The organism is Bacillus sp. 005/A4HT-01/001 (assembly GCF_004634445.1).
Lineage (GTDB): Bacteria > Bacillota > Bacilli > Bacillales > Bacillaceae > Bacillus > Bacillus altitudinis.
In genome coordinates, this window is the sequence record NZ_SEIZ01000003.1 from 379,951 (window position 1) to 403,741 (window position 23,791).

25 protein-coding genes are annotated in these 23,791 nt (G+C 40.7%); 15 read left to right on the forward strand and 10 right to left on the reverse strand.

Going from position 1 to position 23,791, the window contains the following annotated elements:
* Window positions 1–33 precede the first annotated feature (33 nt).
* The 3 genes from ES896_RS11640 to mreBH form a co-directional block, all read right to left on the reverse strand.
* The gene (locus tag ES896_RS11640; RefSeq protein WP_035700613.1) at window positions 34–1,266 is read right to left on the reverse strand and encodes an aminopeptidase; all 1,233 of its coding nucleotides are present in this window, start codon (window positions 1,264–1,266) and stop codon (window positions 34–36) included.
* A gap of 106 nt (window positions 1,267–1,372) precedes the next feature.
* Window positions 1,373–1,504: a protein YkpC gene (locus tag ES896_RS20150; protein ID WP_003210922.1), complete on the reverse strand. Its 132-nt coding sequence runs from the start codon at window positions 1,502–1,504 to the stop codon at window positions 1,373–1,375.
* 74 nt (window positions 1,505–1,578) lie between these two features.
* Window positions 1,579–2,586 carry a rod-share determining protein MreBH gene (gene mreBH, locus ES896_RS11645; protein ID WP_017359401.1) on the reverse strand — a complete coding sequence of 336 codons (1,008 nt, stop codon included), beginning with the start codon at window positions 2,584–2,586 and terminating at the stop codon, window positions 1,579–1,581.
* Window positions 2,587–2,862: 276 nt separating this feature from the next.
* Between mreBH and ES896_RS11650 the strand changes: the two genes are divergently transcribed.
* The 5 genes from ES896_RS11650 to ade all read left to right on the forward strand — a co-directional run bounded on the left by ES896_RS11650 (window position 2,863) and on the right by ade (window position 8,144).
* Window positions 2,863–3,141, forward strand: a complete 279-nt coding sequence (locus ES896_RS11650; RefSeq protein WP_017359400.1) for an AbrB/MazE/SpoVT family DNA-binding domain-containing protein — start codon at window positions 2,863–2,865, stop codon at window positions 3,139–3,141.
* Between the two features lie 144 nt (window positions 3,142–3,285).
* Window positions 3,286–4,575, forward strand: a complete 1,290-nt coding sequence (locus ES896_RS11655; protein ID WP_135226823.1) for an ATP-binding protein — start codon at window positions 3,286–3,288, stop codon at window positions 4,573–4,575.
* 27 nt (window positions 4,576–4,602) lie between these two features.
* A complete protein-coding gene (locus ES896_RS11660; protein WP_046343442.1) occupies window positions 4,603–5,445 on the forward strand; it encodes a gamma-glutamylcyclotransferase family protein in 843 nt (280 codons plus the stop codon).
* 37 nt (window positions 5,446–5,482) lie between these two features.
* A complete protein-coding gene (locus tag ES896_RS11665) occupies window positions 5,483–6,151 on the forward strand; it encodes a potassium channel family protein (RefSeq protein ID WP_008345123.1) in 669 nt (222 codons plus the stop codon).
* Between the two features lie 262 nt (window positions 6,152–6,413).
* A complete protein-coding gene (ade, locus tag ES896_RS11670) occupies window positions 6,414–8,144 on the forward strand; it encodes an adenine deaminase (protein WP_135226824.1) in 1,731 nt (576 codons plus the stop codon).
* Between the two features lie 99 nt (window positions 8,145–8,243).
* On the opposite strand, the gene rnjA is transcribed toward ade, so the two are convergent.
* Window positions 8,244–9,911 carry a ribonuclease J1 gene (rnjA, locus tag ES896_RS11675; protein ID WP_008345116.1) on the reverse strand — a complete coding sequence of 556 codons (1,668 nt, stop codon included), beginning with the start codon at window positions 9,909–9,911 and terminating at the stop codon, window positions 8,244–8,246.
* A 5-nt stretch (window positions 9,912–9,916) separates the two neighbouring features.
* Complete coding sequence (locus ES896_RS11680) at window positions 9,917–10,126, reverse strand: DNA-dependent RNA polymerase subunit epsilon (protein ID WP_008345114.1); 210 nt, start codon at window positions 10,124–10,126, stop codon at window positions 9,917–9,919.
* Window positions 10,127–10,520: 394 nt separating this feature from the next.
* On the opposite strand from ES896_RS11680, the gene ES896_RS11685 reads away from it, so the two are divergent.
* A complete protein-coding gene (locus tag ES896_RS11685; RefSeq protein WP_135226825.1) occupies window positions 10,521–11,300 on the forward strand; it encodes a Cof-type HAD-IIB family hydrolase in 780 nt (259 codons plus the stop codon).
* A gap of 38 nt (window positions 11,301–11,338) precedes the next feature.
* Here the strand turns inward: ES896_RS11685 and def are convergent, their stop codons facing one another.
* Together def and ES896_RS11695 are read right to left on the reverse strand one after the other, a co-directional pair.
* On the reverse strand, window positions 11,339–11,896 hold the full coding sequence (def, locus tag ES896_RS11690) for a peptide deformylase (RefSeq protein WP_008345111.1): 558 nt from the start codon (window positions 11,894–11,896) through the stop codon (window positions 11,339–11,341).
* A gap of 112 nt (window positions 11,897–12,008) precedes the next feature.
* Entirely contained in the window at window positions 12,009–12,188 is a 180-nt protein-coding gene (locus ES896_RS11695) for a YjcZ family sporulation protein (protein ID WP_026050085.1), read from the reverse strand.
* A 235-nt stretch (window positions 12,189–12,423) separates the two neighbouring features.
* Here ES896_RS11695 and ES896_RS11700 point away from each other — a divergent pair, with 235 nt between their 5' ends.
* From ES896_RS11700 to lpdA, 5 genes are all read left to right on the forward strand, one after another.
* Complete coding sequence (locus tag ES896_RS11700) at window positions 12,424–13,092, forward strand: YkyA family protein (protein ID WP_008345105.1); 669 nt, start codon at window positions 12,424–12,426, stop codon at window positions 13,090–13,092.
* A gap of 570 nt (window positions 13,093–13,662) precedes the next feature.
* The gene (pdhA, locus tag ES896_RS11705) at window positions 13,663–14,778 is read left to right on the forward strand and encodes a pyruvate dehydrogenase (acetyl-transferring) E1 component subunit alpha (RefSeq protein WP_007498599.1); all 1,116 of its coding nucleotides are present in this window, start codon (window positions 13,663–13,665) and stop codon (window positions 14,776–14,778) included.
* Between the two features lie 3 nt (window positions 14,779–14,781).
* Window positions 14,782–15,759 carry a pyruvate dehydrogenase complex E1 component subunit beta gene (pdhB, locus tag ES896_RS11710; protein WP_007498597.1) on the forward strand — a complete coding sequence of 326 codons (978 nt, stop codon included), beginning with the start codon at window positions 14,782–14,784 and terminating at the stop codon, window positions 15,757–15,759.
* A 108-nt stretch (window positions 15,760–15,867) separates the two neighbouring features.
* Window positions 15,868–17,211 (forward strand): dihydrolipoamide acetyltransferase family protein, encoded by a 1,344-nt coding sequence (locus ES896_RS11715; RefSeq protein ID WP_017367174.1) that lies wholly within the window; start codon window positions 15,868–15,870, stop codon window positions 17,209–17,211.
* Between the two features lie 4 nt (window positions 17,212–17,215).
* Entirely contained in the window at window positions 17,216–18,628 is a 1,413-nt protein-coding gene (gene lpdA / locus ES896_RS11720) for a dihydrolipoyl dehydrogenase (protein WP_003211097.1), read from the forward strand.
* 125 nt (window positions 18,629–18,753) lie between these two features.
* Here the strand turns inward: lpdA and ES896_RS11725 are convergent, their stop codons facing one another.
* Complete coding sequence (locus ES896_RS11725; RefSeq protein WP_223255627.1) at window positions 18,754–19,134, reverse strand: hypothetical protein; 381 nt, start codon at window positions 19,132–19,134, stop codon at window positions 18,754–18,756.
* Between the two features lie 316 nt (window positions 19,135–19,450).
* Here ES896_RS11725 and ES896_RS11730 point away from each other — a divergent pair, with 316 nt between their 5' ends.
* Window positions 19,451–19,570 carry a GapA-binding peptide SR1P gene (locus tag ES896_RS11730; RefSeq protein WP_003212464.1) on the forward strand — a complete coding sequence of 40 codons (120 nt, stop codon included), beginning with the start codon at window positions 19,451–19,453 and terminating at the stop codon, window positions 19,568–19,570.
* A gap of 43 nt (window positions 19,571–19,613) precedes the next feature.
* Here the strand turns inward: ES896_RS11730 and ES896_RS11735 are convergent, their stop codons facing one another.
* Complete coding sequence (locus ES896_RS11735; RefSeq protein WP_017367175.1) at window positions 19,614–21,086, reverse strand: aminotransferase class I/II-fold pyridoxal phosphate-dependent enzyme; 1,473 nt, start codon at window positions 21,084–21,086, stop codon at window positions 19,614–19,616.
* A 190-nt stretch (window positions 21,087–21,276) separates the two neighbouring features.
* Between ES896_RS11735 and ES896_RS11740 the strand changes: the two genes are divergently transcribed.
* Complete coding sequence (locus ES896_RS11740) at window positions 21,277–21,546, forward strand: UPF0223 family protein (RefSeq protein ID WP_008345089.1); 270 nt, start codon at window positions 21,277–21,279, stop codon at window positions 21,544–21,546.
* Window positions 21,547–21,578: 32 nt separating this feature from the next.
* Here ES896_RS11740 and ES896_RS11745 read toward each other — a convergent pair whose 3' ends face one another.
* Entirely contained in the window at window positions 21,579–22,214 is a 636-nt protein-coding gene (locus ES896_RS11745; RefSeq protein ID WP_035392176.1) for a DUF1054 domain-containing protein, read from the reverse strand.
* Between the two features lie 287 nt (window positions 22,215–22,501).
* On the opposite strand from ES896_RS11745, the gene ES896_RS11750 reads away from it, so the two are divergent.
* Window positions 22,502–22,690 carry a hypothetical protein gene (locus ES896_RS11750; RefSeq protein ID WP_008345085.1) on the forward strand — a complete coding sequence of 63 codons (189 nt, stop codon included), beginning with the start codon at window positions 22,502–22,504 and terminating at the stop codon, window positions 22,688–22,690.
* A gap of 133 nt (window positions 22,691–22,823) precedes the next feature.
* Window positions 22,824–23,630, forward strand: coding sequence for an inositol monophosphatase family protein (locus ES896_RS11755; RefSeq protein WP_008345083.1), 807 nt, complete (start codon window positions 22,824–22,826; stop codon window positions 23,628–23,630).
* Window positions 23,631–23,791 lie beyond the last annotated feature (161 nt).

The following is a 23,791-nucleotide window of genomic DNA, read 5'->3' on the forward strand; positions in this document are numbered from 1 at the left end:
GAAAAGACATCCACATGAGGATGTCTTTTTTCTTTAAAAAGCCCAATTTCCATTACGGAAAATCGGTTCACGTTTACCATCTTTTGTGATCCCATCAATATTCATTTCCTTTGAACCAATCATGAAATCGACGTGTGTAATACTGCTGTTCACACCCGCTGCGTCTAATTCCTCACGTTTCATCTCTTTACCGCCTTCGATATTAAATGCATAACCGCTGCCAATGGCAAGGTGATTGGATGCATTTTCATCGTAAAGTGTATTGTAATAGAGGATATTTGAATTAGAAATTGGTGAATCATCTGGTACAAGGGCAACCTCACCTAGATAATGTGAGCCTTCATCTGTTTCAACGAGAGAGGTTAAAATGTCTTCGCCCTCTTTTGCTTTCACATCTACAATACGCCCATTTTCAAAGGTTAACGTAAATTCATCGATAATGTTTCCTGCATAACTAAGTGGCTTTGTGCTAGAGACAGTCCCGTTTACACCATCTTTTTTAGGTACGGTAAAGACCTCTTCTGTCGGCATATTGGCCATGAATGATACGCCGCGTTCACTCACGCTGCCAGCACCTACCCAAATATGCTGCTCTGGAAGTTCAATCGTTAAATCTGTACCTGGTGCTTCATAGTGCAGCTTGTGGTAATGACGTTCATTTAATACTTTTACTTTTTCATTTAGTGATTCATCATGCTTTTTCCACGCTTCAACAGGATCTGGCTGATCAGCGCGGGCGACTTTAAAGATTTGGTCCCATAATAATGAAACAGCTTCTTCATCGGCATGCTTAGGGAAAATCTTTTTCGCCCAATCTTTTGATGCAGCACCGACGACTGTCCATGCGACTTTGTCAGATTGAACGTATTGACGATATGTATGAAGTGCTGAACCTGCAGCTTTTTGCTGTGAAGCAATTTTTTTCGAGTCAATGCCACTTAGAAGATCAGGGCTTTCTGACAAGATCGTAATAAAAGCACCGCCACGTTTTGCGATGGTTTCCATCATCTGTGCTTCCCATTCTGGAAATTGCTCAAACACATCTTGTGGGGCATGTTCATATTTTAAACGGGTAAGAACACCATCACTCCAGCGGATATGTACGTTTTTCGCTCCGCGCTCATATGCGTGTTTTGCCACAAGGCGGACAAGATCTACAGATTCAGTGAACGCAGATACGACCACTTCTTGACCACTTTGAACATTTACACCTACTTCAACGATGGTTTTTGCATATTGATCTAGTTGTTTTTCGAATGAACTCATAAAAAACCCTCCTTTAGTCATGTTCATCATATCAGATTTAAGACCGAAAAGGAAAATAGGGAGCCGTCCCGAAGCAAAATAAAAAAGCCGCTTTCGTGCGGCTTTTTTAGCGGTTCAGTTGTTTCACAGGCTGTGCATTAGAAGGGGGCATATGTGAAAACGACAGGCTCATTCCTCCTAAAATAATACCGGTTAAAATGACTGTGACAACGACCCGTTTACCTAAATCAAGCAACATGTTCTTCCTCCTTCACGTTTATCCATTCATCACGATATGATCGAAATGATGAAAAAAGAAGTAGAACATGAAGATTATTTTAATGTTTTTTGCAATTTGTCGATGACTTCTAATGAACGACCTGTTCCAATTGCGACAGATTCAAGAGGATTTGCTGCGATATGAACTGGGACGACAATTTCTTGAGAGAGCCATTCTTGAATGCCGTTTAATAGTGCACCACCGCCAGTTAGAATGACGCCGCGATCTACGATATCACCACTCAGTTCTGGAGGGCTGTCTTCTAATGTAGCCCGAATCGCCTCTAAAATATGAAGAAGTGATTCACGCATAGCACCTTGAATTTCTGTTGATTCAAGTGTAATTGTTTTTGGAAGACCTGTGACAAGGTCGCGTCCACGTACTTCTAATGACTCAGGTTCGTGTTCAATGAGTCCATAACCAATTTCCATTTTTACTTGTTCAGCTGTCCGTTCACCGATCAGTAAATTGTATTTCTTTCTCACAAAAGTAATGATATCTTCATCCAGTTGATCTCCGCCAATTCGGATCGAATGGCAAGAGACAACTCCGCCAAATGAAATGATCGCTACCTCTGTCGTTCCTCCGCCAATGTCTACAACGACGTTGGCAACAGGCTCGTCCACCGGGAGATCAGCACCGATTGCAGCTGCGACGGGTTCTTCAATTAAATGCACATGCTTGGCCCCGCAATTTTTGACAGCATCGCTGATCGCGCGGCGTTCGACAGCTGTTGAACCTGAAGGTGTACAAACAACCACAGTCGGCTTTCTAAAGGTAAACCCAATATTTTTTCCTGCTTTTTTCATAATTTGTTTGAGTAAATCGGTTGTCATATCGTAATCAGCGATGACACCATCTTTCATCGGACGGATCGCTACAATTTTTCCAGGTGTTTTCCCAATCATCTCTTTTGCTTCTGACCCCACTGCAAGGACAGTTTTTGTTTCCGTATCTACTGCCACAACGGATGGTTCATTGAGAATAATTCCTTTATTTTTACTGTAAACCAATATGTTAGCTGTTCCTAAATCAATTCCAATTTCGGCATTTTGAAACATGTTTTCACCCAATCTCTAATTTTGCTGTTTTAAACAATTTTACATTTAAAAGTTCAGAGGGTTGAGGTCATTTGTGGGGGTGTGTGATCATCTTGAAATGAATCTGTAAAATTCAAGTCTCATTTTGACATTCACAATAAATTTTCCCTTTGGTTTTTCGATTTTGAAAAAAATTTTTATGCAGGAGAAACCTTTTAAGAATCTCTTACGTCTACGATATATCAATTGGTGAAAAACAGATTGATCTTGAGCTAATGAAAGAAAGAGGGAACGAAATTGAAATCTATCGGAGTTGTAAGAAAAGTAGATGAACTAGGGCGTATTGTGATGCCAATCGAATTGAGAAGAGCACTTGATATCGCTATTAAAGACAGTATGGAATTTTTTATAGATGGAGATAAAATCGTCTTGAAAAAATATCAGCCAGAGGGCGTCTGCCTGATGACTGGTGAGATTACTTCTGAGAACCACGAGTATGGAAATGGTCAAATTACATTAAGCGCTGAAGGCGCAGAACTACTGCTAAAAGAGCTTCAAGAAGCCCTTCAGCAGTAAATAAAAATAGCCTGTTCTCTCCCATTGTGCTGAGAGCAGGCTTTTTTTTCTAAAAAAGTTCCTTAAAAATGCCACATCTTCCTCAAAAAATAAGTGGAAAATGGTACAATTGACAAAGAATCTCAGGGCGGCAGGTGGAATTATTTGAACAAAACATATCAAGTACGGATCCTGTTATCCGTTCTTGCATTTATATTAATTTTGAGCTGGGATTTCTTTTATTATCTTAGCGGCTATCACATTAATTGGCCGCTCGATCTAGCCTTTACAGTCGTTGTTTTGGCCGGTATTTGGACCATCTCAGGCTACGTGGACCGGTTGAATTTGCTTGTATCAGATTTAAATAAACGAGAAAAAGAAGCACACGAACTGACAGAGCGGCTGAATCGAATCACAGATAACTTGCAAGAAATCGTTTTTGAAACCAATGAAAAAGGTGAAATCATTTTTTTAAATCAAGCATGGAAACAAATGACGGGTTACGACATAGAGGAGTGTCTAGGTACGATGTACAATCAGTACTTTGATCAAGAAGAGCATGTCGTTCAGCATTTGTTGTCTGTGATCAAAGAGCATAAGGATGAGGGGCGGGTGGAGCTGCAGCTTCTCCATAAAGAAGGAAAAAAGGTATGGGGAGATGTGCATTATAAGCTTTATTTCGATGAACAGCACCAGTTTACTGGAGGTATTGGAACGGTTGCAGATATCACGAAACAAAAGCAGGCAAAGCTTGAACTTGAAAGATCAAATCAGCAACTGCAAATGCAGGCACAAAAGCTGGCTGTTGCAGGACAAATAGCTGCTGGCATTGCCCATGAAGTCAGAAATCCGCTCACCTCAGTCAATGGATTTTTGCAGCTGATGAAAACGCAATATCCTGAAAGAACCGATTATTTTGATATCATCTTTTCTGAAATTAAACGCATTGATTTTGTTTTAAGTGAACTGCTTGTCTTAGCAAAACCTCAATCGGTTCAATTTCAAGAAGTACAGCTCCATGATTTGCTAGAGCAGGTGATTACCTTATTAAAGACAAATGCCGTTCTTTCAAATATTGATCTCAAACAGCCATTTAAAAAGCAGGATGCTGGCACGATATTAGCAGACGCCAATCAAATGAAGCAGCTGTTCATTAACTTAATCAAAAATGCGATCGAGGCGATGCCTGAAGGCGGCAATATATACATATCAACAGAAAAAGTGATGAATGAATGGAAAATTACCATTCAAGATGAAGGAAAAGGGATGTCTGAAGAGGATATTCAGAAAATATATGATCCTTTCTTTTCGACTAAAAAAGAAGGTACAGGACTTGGTTTAACGATCTGTGCGACGATCTTAAAAGATCACCATGGAAGAATGGATGTAAAGAGCGAGCTCAGCAAAGGGACGGCTTTTGATATTTACTTACCTGTGTATCAAAAAAGCAGATAGTAGCAAGGTGAGAGGATGTGATGTGAGATGACGAAAGAGACAAAGACGTTATTTGTGTATGGGACACTTTTAAAGCACGAAAAGTATCACGAGACATTGATGAAAGAAAGCAGTCCATTAGCAGCATCTGCTTGGATAAAAGGGAGACTGTACGATACAGGTGAGGGTTACCCTGTGTGTGTTGTCTTGGAACAAAACACAGTATATGGAGAATTGTATGAGGTCAGTGATGAAACGCTGCATAAGATAGATGAGCTAGAGGAAGGGTATGACCAGCAGGAAATAGAGGTTATGACAGACCAGGGGCCAAGGTCAGCCGTTGCTTATACAATAGGTAAGCAGAAGGCATCGAGCCTGAAGGAGATTGAAAGCGGCTGCTGGAAGTCATATCAACTATGGGAGCGCAAACCGTCTTCCTTCTATTATTTTGCCTATGGGTCCTGTATGGATGATGCAAGGTTTAAGCTTGCGAAAGTGGAACATTATTTCAAACAAATCATCGGCGGCGGCACACTTGATCGTTTTACCACAAGGTTTACATTGGTGCGCCCTGATGGATCAAGAGCAGATATGGTAGAAGACGGCGGAGAAACAGAGGGTGTTCTATATGAAGTACCTTTTGATGCCATTCGTTATTTGTACAAACGAGAAGGTGTAAATGAAGGGACTTATCGCCCAGCATTTGTCGATGTCACAGTAGGTGATCAAGTGTATGAGGACTGCTTAACGTTTCTCGTTTTAAAAAAGAGCGAAGAAATTGCGCCTCCTGGTCATTATCGCAGTGAAATCGAAAAAGGAGCAGACCTTTACTTAAGTGAAGCATTCCGTAAAAAAATACGGTCACATATGGATTCATTAATCAAACCGTAGTAAAATGCATGGTAAGTGATATAAAAGGAGTCTGAACATGAAAAAGGAATATGCAGTCATTGGTCTTGGACGCTTCGGCGGAAGTATCTGCAAGGCGCTAAGCGAAGAAGGACTTGAAGTCATGGCCATGGATATGAATGAAGATCGTGTGAACGAATATGCTAAAATTGCATCACATGCCGTGATTGGTGATTCGACGGACGAATCTGTTTTAAAGAACCTAGGCATTCGCAATTTTGATCATGTGATCGTGGCGATAGGTGAAAATATTCAGGCGAGTATTTTAACAACGATTATGCTGAAAGAACTTGGTGTCAAAATGGTCACAGTGAAAGCTCAAAATGACTACCATGAAAAGGTTTTGAATAAAATTGGTGCGGACCGTATTGTTCATCCTGAACGAGACATGGGCAGACGGATTGCACATAAAATTATTTCTAACAACGTGCTTGATTATTTAGAGCTGTCAGATGAGTACAGCCTCATTGAAATCGTAGCCAACAGCAGACTTGCTGGGCACTCTTTGTTAGATCTCGACATTCGTGCAAGGTACGGGATCAATATCGTGGCAATTAAGCGCGGGAAAGAAGTGATCGTTTCACCGCTCGCAGATGAAATGATTCAAAAAGAAGATATCCTCATTGTCATTGGGGCAGTGGCAGATATCGGCCGCTTTGAAAAACGAGAAATGCAGAACGACTATTAAACACTCCGAGAAGGGGTGTTTTTTGCTTTAGAAGTGTACGTATGGGGCGGACATTGTGGGAGAGAACAAAGTGGAAATGAGCCGTTTACTTTCTAAAAGAACAGCAAAATAGAACATGGTTATTTTTCAGCCAATTATCACTATTCAGAAATAAAAATCAATCTTTTGATATGGTTGATTTTCTCTAAATGTCATTGACTGGACAAACAGATTCGTTTACGATAAGAAACATTATATTGTTTACTCGGAGGAGGCAGTGTCGTTGGATAAGGAGCTTTTCAGACATCAAATTGAGGTAGCTGCAAAGAGAAAAAAAGCAGCCCTAGTGATTAAACATGCGAAGGTTATGGACGTGTTTAACCAGGAATGGATAGACGCTGATGTCGCTGTTGAAAATGGAAAAATAGTAGGAATTGGGGAGTATGAAGGAGAACATGAGCTGGATGCAACAGGTCAAATGCTTGTTCCCGGTTTCATTGACGGCCACGTTCATATCGAATCCTCGATGGTGACTCCTGCTGAATTTTCCAAAGCTGTCGTTCCTCACGGTGTGACAACTGTTGTCACAGACCCGCATGAAATTGCCAATGTATCCGGTGTTGCAGGTATCCGTTTTATGCTCGAAGAAGCGAGAAAAGCTGCTCTAAATATATATTTCATGCTGCCATCCTGTGTACCGGCAGTCAGCTTTGAACGATCAGGTGCTACACTAAAAGCAAAAGATTTAAAGCCTCTTTATCAGGAGAAAGAAGTGCTTGGTCTTGCCGAAGTGATGGATTATGTCGCGGTGGAACAAGCGGAAGAAGATATGCTTCAAAAACTGCTTGATGCTCAACATGAACATAAACTCATTGATGGCCATCTAGCAGGATTAACGGACCGATTAATTAATGTGTACCGAACAGCTAATGTCCAAACGGATCATGAGGTGACAACAGCTCAAGAGGCCCTTGAACGTGTCAAAAGAGGCATGTATGTCATGCTCAGAGAAGGCTCTGTTGCTAAAAACGTGAAAAACGTATTACCTGCTGTCAATGAGAAGAATGCGAGACGCTTTTTCTTTTGTACGGATGATAAACATTTAGATGATTTAATGGCTCAAGGAAGTATTGATGAACAAGTACGGATGTCGATACAAGAAGGATTGGACCCCTTTTTAGCATATCAAATGGGAAGTTTAAATGCAGCGGAGTGTTTCGGTCTCAAAACAAAGGGAGCGATTGCGCCAGGCTTTGACGCAGACTTTATGCTCATTTCTGACTTACATGAGGTAGGAATTACAAGCGTCTTTATCGCAGGAGAATTGGTCTCTGAACATGGAGAATATTTGCCAAGTGTCGACAAGATCACGCCAAGTTCTTCGCTCATGCAATCGGTACATGCAGTGGACGTTCAAGAGAAAGATCTAACGCTGCCTATAACAGATCACCAAAAGATGAATGTCATTCGCATTATACCGAATCAGCTTGAAACGAAATTAGAACAAATATCTCCTTCTGGTAGCGATGGACAATTTACGAGTGATATTGATCGAGATGTATTAAAAATAGTGCTTGTCGAACGCCACAAAGGTCTATCTGAAATTGGAATAGGGGTTGTCAGCGGATTCGGCTTAAAAGAGGGGGCAATTGCAACAACAGTTGCCCATGACTCGCATAACCTAATTGCCGTTGGAACAAATGATGCTGATATGATCAAAGCCATTGAAACGTTAAAAGAAGCAGGGGGCGGTTTGACCGTTGTAAAAGACGGAGAAGTTCTTCATACGCTTCCATTACCGATTTCCGGTTTATTATCAGATCAACCTGCACATGCGGTCAATGAGAGCCTTCATGCACTCCATGATGCTTTAAAGGAAACAGGCTTTGTCTTAGACTTTAATCCGTTTTTGACATTATCCTTTTTGGCACTGCCAGTCATTCCTGATGTGAAAATGACAACACAAGGATTGTTTGATGTGAGAAGTTTTCAGCATCTCCCGATTCAATCGTAAAACAATGACTGAACCCGCACGTATCGTACAGATATGCGGGTTTTTTTATTGCGCATAAAAAAGAGACACAGTCAAAAGGCTGTGTCTCCTTGTACGTCATTACACTTCCATAATAATCGGTAAGATCATTGGGCGGCGTCTTGTTTTTTCATAAAGGAAAGGAGCAAGAGTGTCAGTAATCTCGTTCTTAATTTCTGACCATTGAGTCGTCTTGCGTTCCATTACTTTTTCAAGATGCTTTGAAATGAGATCTTGCGCGTCATTAATGAGGTCTCCAGATTCTCTCATGTAGACAAAACCTCTTGAGATTAAATCAGGACCTGCAGAAATTTTGAATTCTTTCATATCCATGCTGACAACAACAATGACAAGACCTTCTTCTGAAAGAATGCGGCGGTCTCTTAACACGATGTTGCCGATATCACCAATACCGCTACCGTCGATATACACGTTGCCTGATGGAATTTTGCCAGCGACACTTGCTTCGTCACCTTTCAGTGCAAGAACTTCACCGTTATCCATGATAAAACAGTTTTCCTCAGGGATTCCGCAATCATTCGCAAGTTTAATATGCGTTTTTTGCATGCGGTACTCACCGTGAATCGGCATGAAGAATTTTGGTTTAATTAAACGGAGCATTAGCTTTTGTTCTTCCTGCCCGCCGTGTCCAGAGGTATGAATATTATTGAGTGAGCCATGAATGACTTCAGCACCAGCACGATAAAGCTGGTTAATAGTACGGCTTACGCTAATATTGTTACCTGGGATCGGTGAAGACGAGAAGACAACAGTGTCTCCAGGGTTAATTGAAATCTGGCGGTGCGTACCGTTGGCAATACGTGAAAGAGCGGCCATCGGTTCACCCTGACTACCAGTACAAAGAATGGTTACTTTGTTTGCTGGAAGGCGGTTGATTTCATTGTGTTCAATGAATGTGTTTTTTGGACATTTGATATATCCGAGCTCTTGTCCAATATCAATGGCAGACTCCATGCTGCGCCCAAACACAGCGACTTTTCGGCCGTTGGCAACAGCTGACTCGATGACTTGCTGAAGTCTGTGAATGTTAGATGCAAATGTAGCAAAGATAATACGTCCATCTACTTTTCTGAAGATGTCATCAATGCTTTCACCTACACGTCTTTCGGACATCGTAAATTCTGGAATTTCACTATTTGTACTGTCAGATAGAAGACAAAGAACGCCTTCTTTCCCGATCTCAGCCATTTTCGTTAAATTGGCAGGCTCGCCAACAGGAGTAAAGTCAAACTTGAAATCGCCTGTATGTACGATGTTACCAGGAGGTGTCTTCACGACAATTCCATAAGAATCTGGGATACTGTGCGTCGTTCTAAAGAAAGACACAGCTGTTTTTCTAAATTTGATCGTATCTTCTTCTTCAAAGATGTGAAGTTTGGTCTGTCTTAATAGACCATGCTCTTCCAATTTGTTACGAAGTAGGCCGATTGCGAGTTTGCCTCCGTAAACTGGAATATTCACTTGCTTGAGAAGGTAAGGGATACCGCCGATGTGGTCTTCATGTCCATGAGTAATAAAAAGACCTTTGATTTTATCTTCGTTTTTAACTAAATACGTATAGTCAGGGATGACGTAATCAATTCCAAGAAGTTCATCTTCAGGGAACTTAATACCAGCATCAATCAAAATGATTTCATCTTGAAATTGAACGCCATACGTGTTTTTACCGATCTCGCCTAATCCGCCGAGCGCAAAAACTGCCGCCTGATCGTTTTTTACAAATTTCATTCCTCTCATAGCTCCAATACTTTAAAATTTTCACTTTCTCGTTCATAGTCTAAAAAAGCACCGTCTACAGGCTGAATGAATTCAATATTGTAGTTATGTTTTTTCAACTTATCGCGTACGTCTCTTTCAGAAACCGCTTCAACGTATAGTGAATCTGTGTGTTCTCTCACAGGTACCTCAGTCGTACTTGCCTGAAAAAATACCTTATATATCATCCAAATCTCTCCTTAAATACCGTATGTTACACTCGCTTATTCTATTATATTAAAAAAACGCGCATAAGAAAAGTCTCAGAGAAAAAAGGACCTTCAGCAAATGTGCGGAAGATCCTTTTAAGCAATCGATTTTTTACGAAGCATGTCCTTCCATTGTCTTCGAATTTTCTTGCGCAGACGACGAAGCATCGCGGATCGCCTCCTTTCGGTATGAGTCTCATTCAGCCATTTGTTCCGTTCTCTCTATATACTTGTATTATATGATGTTTCCACTTAATGTTACATGGTTATATGTGGGAAATGGGCGTTTTAAGAGGAAGTGGTTTCGTCAGTGAAGATCTTTCTGTATGATGAAGGGGAGAGGGTATACATAACAAGAGACAGGAGACGAGATATGAATAAAAAAGTCATCTTCTTTGATATCGACGGTACTTTATATGACCATGATAAAAAAATACCTGAATCAACGAAGCGAGCTGTTCGTTTATTAAAAGAAAAAGGGCATCATCTCTTCATTGCATCTGGCCGTTCGCCTTTTCTCATCCAACCTATTTTAGAAGAAATAGGGCTTGACTCATTTATTGTTTATAACGGTCAGTATGTCATGTACGAAGGAGAAGTCATTTACGGCAATCCGCTTAAGCAAGAGCTAATGGATAAAATTTATGAAACAGCGGATCAACATGATCATCCGCTTGTTTTCATGGGAGAGAAGACGATGAAGGCGTCTGTGCCGAACCATCCATTTATCCACGAAGGGATTGGCACTTTAAAAACAGAGCATCCCGAGCATGATTTGTCATTCTTTAAAGAAAACGTCATTTATCAAATGCTGCTATTTTGTAAAGCAGAAGAGGAACACCAATATGAAGCGTTCCGTGAAGAAATTGATCTCGTCAGGTGGCATGAGCTGTCTACTGATGTCCTGCCAAAAGGTGGATCAAAGGCTGAAGGAATTAAACGAGTCATTGAAAGACTTCCGTACGATCAAAAGGACACAATTGCCTTCGGTGACGGGCTGAACGATCGAGAAATGATTTCGTTTGTTGGAACAGGCGTTGCAATGGGGAATGCAGTCAATGAATTAAAAACATTAGCTGACTTTGTCACCAAACCTGTAGATGAGGATGGCATATTCCACGCTGTGACTGAATTAGGCCTTATTGAAGAATAAAAAACAAGACCCGCTGATGGACGGGTCTTGTTTTTATTTTATGATCTGCCGATCGCAACCGCGTTGTCTGGCTCGGCGAATGGATGATCTTTTTGAATATGATCATAAAACATAATGCCATTTAAGTGGTCAATTTCATGCTGAAAAACGATGGCCGGAAACCCTTTGAGGCGAATATCAATGTCTTCACCTTCAAGCGTTGTACCTTTCACCCTGATTTTTTCATAGCGCGGGACGAATCCAGGGATGGCTTCATCAACAGATAAACAGCCTTCTCCAGTAGCTAAATAAGCTCTTTTGACTGAATGGCTAACAATGCGTGGATTGAATAATGCATAGCTGTAAAGTTCTCCGCCCTCGTCTTCACAGTGAACAGCGATCATTCGTTTACTGATATTGATTTGAGGAGCTGCTAGGCCAACACCGGGTCTAAGTTCATATTTTTCAGCAATGTCTGCATCCTGACTGTTTTTGACAAATTCAATCATGTCAGCTAATTGCTGTTTTTCTTCTTCTGTTGGCGGGAGTTCGACCGCTTCAGCTGTTTGTCTTAAGACGGGATGCCCGTCTCGTACGATATCATCCATGGTAATCACAAAACTTCACTCCTATTTCCTTTGTATGTAAAGTATATAAAATGATACACGACATATGCAATGAAATAAAGAAGACCGGTCGTATGAGACCGGTCAGAGGCTTATTCAGCCATTAGCAGCAGCCACCGCCGCCTAAGAATGCTGCGCCAACAATGATCAATAGAATGAATAGGACGACGATTAAAGCGAATGTACGTCCACCACCGTAACCGCAACCGTATCCACCACCATAACTTGGATAGCAACAACCGCCGCCGTATCCATAACCGTAACCGCCGTATCCACCATACATACTTCCATGACTATAATTAGACATACTTTTGACCTCCTTTGGAAATACACTCGGCCTCTCATAAGTGAAGGCGAAGCGTGTAATATAAACTATGTATGAATGCACTATTTGTATAGTCATGAGCCTAGAGCATGAAAAAAATCTTCTTTCCCCTCAAAAACCCAGCCTCTTTCCTTGTCACAACCGCCCTGAAAAATTATAGTGGTATGTGGAGATGTAAAGGGGGACCTTGTAATTGAAACAGATGAAAAGAAGAATAAAAGCAGGTGCAGCTTTAGCGGGGATATGTACCCTCTTGCTTGCGGGTTGCGGAGGTCAAAATCCGCTTTATGAGATGCAAGATGCCATGACGAAAATGAGCGAAAAAGAAGCATCCTTTGAAAAAGAACAAGGCGCACTGCAAAGCTATGAGAAAAAAGAGCAGCAGTTGTATAAAAAAATGATTCAAACAACAAAAGACCACACAAAAACAGTCTCAAGCTTGTCTGATCAAGCATTAGCATCGGCAGAAAAGCGTGAAGAACATTTAAAAACAGAAAAAGACAGCATGGATCAATCGAAAAAAGAATTTCAATCTGTAAAAGAATTCGCTGGACAGATAAAAGATGCGGAAGTAAAAGACAAAGCAGAACAAACAGTCAAATCAATTGAAAAAAGATATGCATCGTATGATCAGCTTTACCGTGAGTATCAAAAGGCGCTGAAACAAGACAAGCACTTGTATGAATCTTTAAAAAGAAAAGACTTAGGATACGCTGAACTGAAATCCAAACTGAAAACAGTCAATCGTTCCTATAGTAAAGTGAGAAAAGAAAGCAAGAAGTTCAATCAATATACAGATCAATTGAACGAATATAAACAAGCTTTATACAAAACAGCTCAGAAAGAATCACAAAACAGTTAAAAACAGTACTTGCATATTTGCTGCTAGTTTTGTTTATCGCTGCTACTCACAAAGTGCCTGCGTGTCGTTACTCGTTTTTCCAAGATGTCAAACTGAAAAGAAGAGAAAGGGTTAAAATGAAGTTCATTTTAGCCCTTTGTCCATCATGATCAAAAGAGCTAAAAATAGCTCTTTTTTTATTTTTCGACAAAAACAACCATGTGCTATTGTAGTACAGTGACCCACTCTATACTAGTACAGTTTATGCTGTTGATTAAACAGATTGATACAGGTCACCATAAAAAGTAAAGCGAATACATTTATTTAAATAAAGCCGTTAAATCAATTGACGGACTATTTTTCTTGTTGTAAACTATTCCTTGTTAACAGAAGTTGTATTAGTTTTTTGTGAACTATCGTTAATACAGTTAGAAAAACTCAAAAGCAAGCGATCATCCAATGTTTCGACAATGATCTTTGTGGCTATTATATACAGGAGTCATATGAGCATTTTGGGTTATCCTATATCTGTATGTATAAATGGATTCACGACAAATTGACTGTTAAAAGAAAGGAAGAGGTGACTTTAGAATGGCTGCAAAAACAAAAAAAGCAATTGTTGATAGCAAAAAGCAATTCGATGCCATCAAAAAGCAGTTTGAAACGTTCCAAATTTTAAACGAAAAAGGCGAAGTCGTAAACGAAGCGGCAATGCCAGATCTTTCAGATGACCAATTAAAAGAATTAATGCGCCGTATGGTGTTTACACGTGTATTAGATCAACGTTCAATTTCATTGAACCGTCAAGGACGTCTTGGCTTCTATGCGCCAACAGCTGGACAAGAAGCTTCTCAGCTTGCAACTCACTTTGCACTTGAGAAAGAAGATTTCATTCTTCCAGGATATCGTGATGTGCCACAATTAATCTGGCATGGTCTTCCACTAACAAAAGCATTCTTGTTCTCTCGTGGACACTTTGTTGGAAACCAAATGCCTGAAGATGTGAATGCACTTTCTCCGCAAATCATTATCGGTGCACAAATCATTCAAGCTGCTGGTGTAGCTCTTGGTTTGAAAAAGCGCGGTAAAAATGCTGTTGCAATCACTTACACTGGTGATGGTGGAGCTTCACAAGGTGATTTCTACGAAGGTATTAACTTTGCAGGGGCTTACAAAGCGCCAGCGATTTTTGTTGTCCAAAACAACAGATATGCGATCTCTACACCTGTTGAAAAGCAATCTGCTGCACAAACGATTGCACAAAAAGCAGCTGCAGCTGGTATCGTAGGCGTACAAGTTGACGGTATGGATGCATTAGCTGTATACGCAGCGACTGCTGAAGCTCGTGAGCGTGCTGTAAATGGTGAAGGTCCAACATTAATTGAAACTCTTACATTCCGTTACGGCCCACATACAATGGCTGGTGACGATCCAACAAGATATCGTACAAAAGAAGATGAAAATGAGTGGGAGCAAAAAGATCCATTGGTACGCTACCGCAAATTCTTGGAAAACAAAGGCCTTTGGTCTGAAGAAGAAGAGAATAAAGTCATCGAAGATGCAAAAGAACAAATCAAACAAGCAATCAAAGAAGCTGACGAACAGCCTAAGCAGAAAGTCACTGATTTGATTGAAAACATGTACGATGTGAAACCATTTAACTTGGTTGAACAGCTTGAAATCTACAAACAGAAGGAGTCGAAGTAAGCCATGGCGCAAATGACATTGATTCAAGCGATCACTGATGCGTTACGCACAGAACTGAAAAATGACGAAAACGTTCTCGTTTTCGGAGAAGACGTTGGTAAAAACGGCGGCGTATTCCGTGCGACTGAAGGATTGCAAAAAGAGTTTGGTGAGGATCGTGTATTCGATACTCCACTTGCTGAATCTGGTATTGGCGGTCTTGCAATTGGCCTTGGACTACAAGAATTCCGCCCAGTAATGGAAATTCAATTCTTCGGATTCGTTTACGAAGTATTAGATTCTGTTTCTGGACAAATGGCTCGTATGCGTTACCGTTCTGGTGGACGCTGGCATTCTCCAGTGACAATCCGTTCTCCATTTGGTGGAGGAGTTCACACACCTGAGCTTCACGCTGACAGCTTAGAAGGTCTTATTGCACAACAGCCTGGTATCAAGGTTGTTATTCCTTCAACACCTTACGATGCAAAAGGACTATTAATTTCTGCAATCCGTGACAACGATCCGGTTGTATTCCTTGAGCATATGAAACTTTATCGTTCTTTCCGTCAGGAAGTTCCTGAAGAAGAGTACACAATTGAAATCGGTAAAGCTGACGTGAAACGTGAAGGTTCTGACCTTTCAATCATCACTTACGGTGCAATGGTTCACGAATCACTTAAAGCTGCTGAAGAACTTGAAAAAGAAGGCGTTTCTGCTGAGGTCGTCGACCTTCGTACAGTGAGCCCACTTGATATTGAAACAATCATCGCTTCTGTTGAAAAAACAGGCCGCGCGATCGTTGTTCAAGAAGCACAAAAACAAGCTGGTATTGCAGCAAACGTAGTAGCTGAAATCAATGATAGAGCAATCCTTAGCCTAGAAGCACCAGTACTTCGTGTAGCTGCACCTGATACTGTATTTGCTTTCTCTCAAGCTGAGAGCGTATGGCTTCCAAACCATAAAGACGTGCTTGAAACAGCTAAGAAAGTTCTTGAATTTTAATTAAATGACAGAGGGGAAAAGAATTTATTTCTCTTCCCCTTTATCAATTACATGACCGTGTAATGTTGACAGAACAATGGTTTAACATAATCTAGGAGGCGAAAAACAGTGGCATTTGAATTTAAACTTCCGGACATCGGAGAAGGTATCCACGAAGGTGAGATCGTTAAGTGGTTTGTAAAACCAAACGACGAAATCAATGAAGATGACGTTTTAGCAGAGGTACAAAATGATAAAGCAGTTGTAGAAATTCCTTCACCTGTTAAAGGAAAAGTATTAGAATTAAAAGTTGAAGAGGGAACAGTTGCAACTGTAGGACAAACAATCATTACGTTTGATGCACCTGGTTACGAAAATCTTCAATTTAAAGGCAGCGAAGAAGAAGGCGAAGCGAAAACTGAAGCTCAAGTACAAGGTACTGCTGAAGCTGGTAACGAGCCTGCAAAGAAAGAAGTTGCTCAAGAAGAAGCGGCAGCAGCAACTGGTGCTGGCGCACAAGAGCAAGTAGATGCTGATCCTAACAAACGCGTTATTGCTATGCCATCTGTACGTAAATATGCGCGTGAAAAAGGCGTTGAAATTTACAAAGTTGCAGGTACTGGTAAAAATGGCCGCGTGCTAAAAGAAGATATCGACAGCTTCCTTAATGGCGGTTCTGCAGCAACTCAAGAAGCAGCACCTCAAGCAGCTGAAAGTGCGAAAGAAGAAGCAGCTCCAAAAGCGGCAGCAGCTCCAGTTCTAGAAGGAGAATTCCCAGAAACTCGCGAGAAAATGAGCGGAATCCGCAAAGCGATCGCAAAAGCAATGGTGAACTCTAAGCACACAGCTCCTCACGTAACATTAATGGATGAAGTTGATGTAACAAACCTTGTTGCACATCGTAAACAATTCAAACAAGTTGCAGCTGATCAAGGAATCAAGTTAACTTACTTGCCTTACGTTGTAAAAGCTCTAACTTCTGCTTTGAAAAAGTACCCAGTACTTAACACTTCTATCGATGATAAAACAGATGAAGTTGTTCAAAAGCATTACTACAACATCGGAATTGCAGCTGATACTGAAAAAGGCTTGCTCGTTCCAGTTGTGAAAAATGCAGATCGCAAAGCGATTTTCGAAGTATCTAATGAAATCAACGAGCTTGCAACAAAAGCACGTGATGGTAAATTGGCTCCAGCTGAAATGAAGGGTGCATCTTGCACAATCACAAACATCGGTTCTGCTGGTGGACAATGGTTTACTCCAGTCATCAACCACCCAGAAGTAGCGATCCTTGGTATTGGCCGTATCGCTGAAAAAGCGGTTGTTCGTGATGGCGAAATCGTTGCAGCTCCAGTCTTAGCTCTTTCCCTAAGCTTTGACCACCGTATGATTGATGGAGCTACTGCGCAAAATGCCCTTAACCACATCAAGCGTTTATTGAATGATCCACAATTAATTTTAATGGAGGCGTAAATTCATGGTAGTAGGAGATTTCCCAATCGAAACAGATACTCTTGTCATCGGTGCAGGTCCTGGTGGATATGTAGCTGCTATTCGTGCTGCACAGCTAGGACAAAAAGTAACAATCGTTGAAAAAGGAACACTTGGCGGCGTATGTCTAAACGTCGGCTGTATCCCTTCAAAAGCATTGATCAATGCTGGACATCGTTTCGAGAATGCAAAGCATTCTGAAGACATGGGTATCAAAGCTGAAAACGTAACAGTTGATTTCACAAAAGTTCAAGAGTGGAAAGCTTCTGTTGTCAACAAATTAACAGGTGGAGTTCAAGGTCTTCTAAAAGGAAATAAAGTAGACATCGTCAAAGGTGAAGCTTATTTCGTAGACAGCAACTCTGTACGTGTCATGGATGAAAATTCAGCGCAGACTTATACATTTAAAAATGCAATTCTTGCAACTGGATCTCGTCCAATCGAATTGCCTACATTTAAATACACAGACCGCGTGATCAACTCAACTGGTGCTTTAGCGCTTAAAGAAGTACCTAAAAAGTTAGTTGTCATCGGTGGTGGATACATCGGTACTGAGCTTGGTACTGCTTATGCGAACTTTGGAACAGAAGTTGTCATCCTTGAAGGTGGAGACGAAATCCTTCCAGGTTTTGAAAAGCAAATGAGCTCATTAGTGAAACGTAACCTGAAGAAAAAAGGAAACGTTGAAATTCACACAAACGCTCTTGCAAAAGGCGTTGAAGAAAAATCTGACGGTGTCACTGTTACTTTCGAAGTAAAAGGTGAAGAAAAAACTGTCGATGCTGACTACGTACTTGTGACTGTTGGTCGTCGTCCAAACACAGATGAGCTTGGTCTTGAGCAAGTTGGTGTTGAATTGACAGACCGCGGAGTTGTCAAAACTGACAAACAATGCCGTACAAGCGTTTCAAACATCTATGCAATTGGTGACATCGTTGATGGACCACCACTTGCACACAAAGCTTCTTACGAAGGTAAAATTGCTGCTGAAGCAATCGCTGGAGAGCCAGCTGAAATTGATTACCTTGGTATTCCTGCTGTTGTATTCTCTGAGCCAGAACTTGCAACTGTTGGATACACTGAAGCAGAAGCAAAAGAAGAAGGAATCGACATCGTTGCAGCGAAATTCCCATTCGCAGCAAACGGACGTGCACTTTCTCTTGATGCAACTGATGGCTTCATGAAAATGATCACTCGTAAAGAGGATGGTCTAGTGATCGGTGCACAAATCGCAGGTGTTGGTGCTTCTGATATGATTTCAGAGCTTAGCCTTGCAATTGAAGCTGGTGTGACGGCTGAAGATATCGCAATGACAATTCACGCTCACCCAACTTTAGGTGAAATCACAATGGAAACGGCTGAAGTAGCAATCGGAAGCCCAATCCATATCGTAAAATAATGAACGTTTAACCCCTCTCCACACGGAGAGGGGTTTTTTATGTATGTGAAACGTCGCTGAAAAAGAAAAACCCTCATGAGATGAGGGCTTTTTTCATATGGATATATAAGTGCAAAGTCGAACCGTTAATTTGTATTCACTCGATCTAATGCTTGGCATATGGGTGATAAGATATCCTCTTTACTTCGGACATTACCTTCCACCTTCACAATGACTTTTTCATTATTGACAAGTAAAATAGCCGGCAGTTCGTCTACTTCATTTTTCCAGCCTTTACGATCTTCTTTGACAATCATCTTGGACATTTCCTTCGGATATTCATTTTTTAAATCAAGCACTGCGTCATAATAAGGACTTTCTTTATCAAGATTTTCTGCATCAGTAAAAAAGAGAATTCTCGGCTTTTGAATATGACTGACCTGGTCTGTCTGATTCGGTATGATATACGCAAATGAGCATGAACTAAGTACAAAGAGCATAGGGAATATAATGAGAAGGGTCCTCATAAAATTCAATCTATTCACCTCAAAATCCTTTGGGGTTGTACCAACATTTTTAGGAGTTAGTTCCCTGTTAGTCACTCTAGTGTATCACGTCCTTTTTGACAATTTTCGATTGTTACTCAATTGTTACAGAATTGATATGAAGCAAAATACATTTGAAACGTTTCCTCAATATGATGAGAAAAAAGCATATATTTATAAAAAATAATTAAATGTGTCATACAATTAACCGTTGACAACTTAAATGTGACATCATATTATAGAGGTATGAAATAGATTAAACGCTTTCAAACTTTGAGTAAAGAAAAGGGGAATGTACGTGGGTACAATTATTTGTCAAGATTGCAATGAAACCATTGATCAATTTGAAAATGAAAAAGTGACAACACTTTATGGAACATGTGGTCACTGTCATTGCTGTGATGAAGCCTCTGAATAAATAAAAAAGCATGCAGCTCCAATTGGGGCTGCATGTTTCTTTTTTATAAAATGGCTTTTTGTTCTTTAATGACACGAATCATATCTAGTGTGGAATCTTCTGGTCCTTGAACAGGAAGACCGATTTCGATATTTTTAAAGATATAGGAGATATTTTCTTCTGTGATGATTTCACCTGGTATAAAAATAGGAATACCAGGCGGATAAACCATGACAAATTCTGCAATGATACGGCCAGCCGCTTCTTTAAATGGAATGACTTCCGTTGTTGCGTAAAAAGCGTCACGCGGTGTCATCGCAAGCGAAGGGATCTCAGGCAGTAACACTTCTGTCACGGCTTGTTTGCCGCCTTGACGTGCAGAGGTTGCCGCAATTTCCTTCATAGCCGTTACAAGCGTATCAATCGTCTCATCACAATCGCCAGGCGTCACGATACATAAAATGTTGTATAGGTCAGAGAGCTCTACTTCAATTCGGTAGCTTTCTCTCAGCCATTTCTCCACATCATGGCCATTCAGTCCAAGGTCTTTAATGGAGATGATTAATTTTGTTGGGTCATAATCGTAAGTAGAAGGTGAACCGAGAATTTCTTGACCAATACAAGTAATACCTTCAATTTCGTTTAAACGAGTTCTTGCTGATTCAGCTAATCGAATGGCTTCATCTGCAAGTGCCTTTCCTTCAGTCGCTAATCGCTTTCTAGCGACATCCAGGGAGGCTAAAAGCAAATAAGAAGTAGACGTAGTTGTCAGCATGCTTAAAATAGATTGTACTCGATCCTTTGAAACAAGCCCTTCTTTTATATTTAAAATCGAGCTTTGGGTGAGAGAGCCGCCAAGTTTATGCACACTTGTTGCTGCCATATCAGCTCCCGCCTGCATCGCAGACAATGGAAGCTCATCGTGAAAATGAATATGCACACCATGTGCCTCATCTACAAGAACAGGTACGTCATATGAATGAGCAATGTCTACAATGGTTTTTAAATCAGCTGAAATGCCAAAATACGTTGGGTTAATCACAAGCAGCCCTTTCGCATCTGGGTGTTTAGTCAGCGCTTTTTTAGCTGACTCTGGCGTGATGCCATGAGAGATGCCAAGCTCTTTGTCAATTTCCGGGTGAATAAAAACAGGTACTGCACCAGAAAATACAATAGCAGACATAATCGACTTATGGACATTACGTGGAACAATAATTTTGTCTCCAGGACCACAGACGGTCATCACCATTGTCATGATCGCGCCGCTTGTTCCTTGTATAGAGAAAAACGTATGGTCGGCACCAAATGCTTCTGCTGCAAGCTCCTGTGCTTCTTTGATCATTCCTCGAGGCGAATGTAAATCATCAAGAGGTTCTATATTAATAAGGTCAATGCTTAATGCATTGTCTCCAATAAATGCTCTAAATTCAGGGTCCATTCCGGCTCCTTTTTTATGGCCTGGAATGTGAAATTGGACTGGATTGGTTGAAGCGTGTTTTTTTAGTCCAGTGTATAAGGGTGTATCATGTTGTGACAATTGCTTTCCCACCTTCATCGAAATACCTGCTATTATTATCCCAATAACAGCAGATTTCATTGCATAAAACAAAAGAATTATATTATGAACTGATCGGAATGTAAAGCATAAAATCAATCGGATTCTGATCAAACAGATGCTATAATAAAAGTTCAAATAAGAAATGTGGATTAAAGTGAGGGACAAGTAAATGGAATATCAATATCCAATGGACGTCGACTGGACAACTGAAGAAAAGATGGCGGTCATTTCATTTTTTCAAGCCGTTGAAAAAGCCTATGAAACAGGAATTGCGAAACAAGCGTTACTAGAGGCTTATAAACGATTTAAAGAAGTTGTACCATCAAAAGCAGAAGAAAAGACGCATTGTGCGGCGTTTGAAAAGGGAAGTGGGTATTCCCCTTATCGCACAGTAAAAAGTGCAAGAGAGGCTGAAGAAACAGCTATGATACGGATGTAAAAAACGAGCCTATAATAGATAGGCTCGTTTTTTTATACAGATTCTTTTTGTGTAAAGCGGTATAGATAAGTTACTGTGCGGAAGGCATCTTCAATTTTTGATAAGAATTCTTCATTATTCATTTGAACAACTTCTTCTCTAGGAAGCTGGATGCCGCAAAGGAGTTCGGCTTTTTTGACTGTTTGAACACGTTCAAATAGTGTTCTCAGCTGTTCAGCATCAAGTTCGCTGTGGCGGAGGACGTCCGGTTTCATATGATCCTTAGACCAAACAAAGTCTTGCGGTATTTTCTTTTGGATCGTGTCCAGCTCTTTTTCGAATAATTGCCCATATTCACCTTTTACTGGAGATTCATAAATGAGCGCAAACCATACAAATACATGAGTTTTCCAAAGCCCAATTTGAAAATGAGGGAGCTTTTTATACCCACGCTTACTGTTAGCGAAAGCCACCCAAGTGTCATTTGGCGGGTTGACTGATCTTCTAGCATGTTTTGCCACGTGGACAAACATTTCGTCTCCTGTAATAGAAGAAAGAAGCGGTGCAAAATGTTCACCAAGTGCTTCAAGCTTTGGACGGACTCTCTCTTTTAATACGGCCATACGTTCATCTAAACCGTCTACTGTGAATGTTTCAAAATCTTCATCTCTAAAACGCATTTCACTCATGTTATGCCTCCTGTATCTTTTCGCTGATCATATTTTATCATAGCTTGGGTCAAGCTCAAAAAAAGATGCACTTTAAAGAGAAAGATAGCAGGGATCTTGGTTCGGCGTTTAAAAACATCGATTTTGTGGTACATAACAAATAGGTAAAAACACAATTTTCAGAATGTCGTTGCGGTTATGCGATCGCTTCATACGATATAAGCAAGAACCATTTCTCTTATCGATTGTATTTTTTATCAATGAAAACTGACAAGGAATGAATCATTCTCTGGAAGGGGCGTTGACCAATGAAGCAAATCGTGAAGCATGGGTATAGACAAGAGAAGAAGAATCGCATCGCTGTGTGGAGATTAGAGGTTGATTATGAGCTTTCTACGCTTCATGAAGCCATCGAGCAAAAAGACGATATCCAAGTAGAACGCAGCAAACGAAAGCTTGAGCGCCTAAGAAAAGAATGGGAGCAGCTTCAAGGGTAAAACAAGGTGAGGTAAAAACGAACCAATTCATCGGTTCGTTTTTGTATGAAGCTGCTTTTTTCTTGCTTTTACGTACATAATATCAGTATGCTAATACAAATAGGTACTACATAGAAAAGAGGTTTACAGTCCGATGACAAACTGGGTGGAAATTGACCGACTTGCAAAGCTTTGGGTAAAAGAAGCGGGTAGCCGCATTAAAGCATCCATGCAGGAAGGTCTATCAATTGAAACAAAATCAAATCCAAATGATCTTGTCACAAACATCGATAAAGAAACAGAACGTTTCTTCATTGAAAAGATACAGTCGACATTTTCAGATCATCATATTTTAGGAGAAGAGGGCCAAGGGGAAGAAGTGACCTCTCTTGACGGGATAGTATGGATCATTGATCCAATTGATGGCACCATGAACTTTGTCCATCAAAAACGAAATTTTGCCATTTCAATTGGGATATTTGAACATGGTGTGGGGAAAATCGGTCTTATTTATGACGTCATCCATGACGAGCTCTATCATGCAGTCAAAGGAGAAGGGGCATATATGAACGATATCTTACTCCCGCCTCTAAAAGATGTCGCCATTGAAAAAGCCATTGTCGGCATTAACCCAACATGGGCGATTGAAAGCCCCCATTTTGACGCTAAGCCGTTTGCCCGTCTCGTACGGGCTGTGAGAGGAACAAGAACGATTGGGTCAGCTGCACTTGAACTAGCTTATATTGCAAGCGGAAGAAGCGACGCATATGTCACGTTAAGGCTAGCGCCTTGGGATTATGCTGCTGGATGTGTGTTACTTGATGAGGTAGGCGCTGTTTACTCGAATATTCACGGAGAACGCTTGACGTTTCTAGAGAAAAATAGCATTGTTGCTGGAAATCGATCCGTCTGTGAAAAAATCTTGCATGATTACATAAAAGGAAGCGGAAATAAAAAATAAACAACATCACTTCATGAGAATGAAGTGATTTTTTGTTTTTCCTGAAACTTTTTGGTAAGGCAGATGTCTAAACGAATGAGGCCTTAATTTGATGTAAAGGATTGTGTAGCAATGTTTGATTTGTTTAGTGATTTATCCCTCCATTTTGAAAGGTTTTTTAT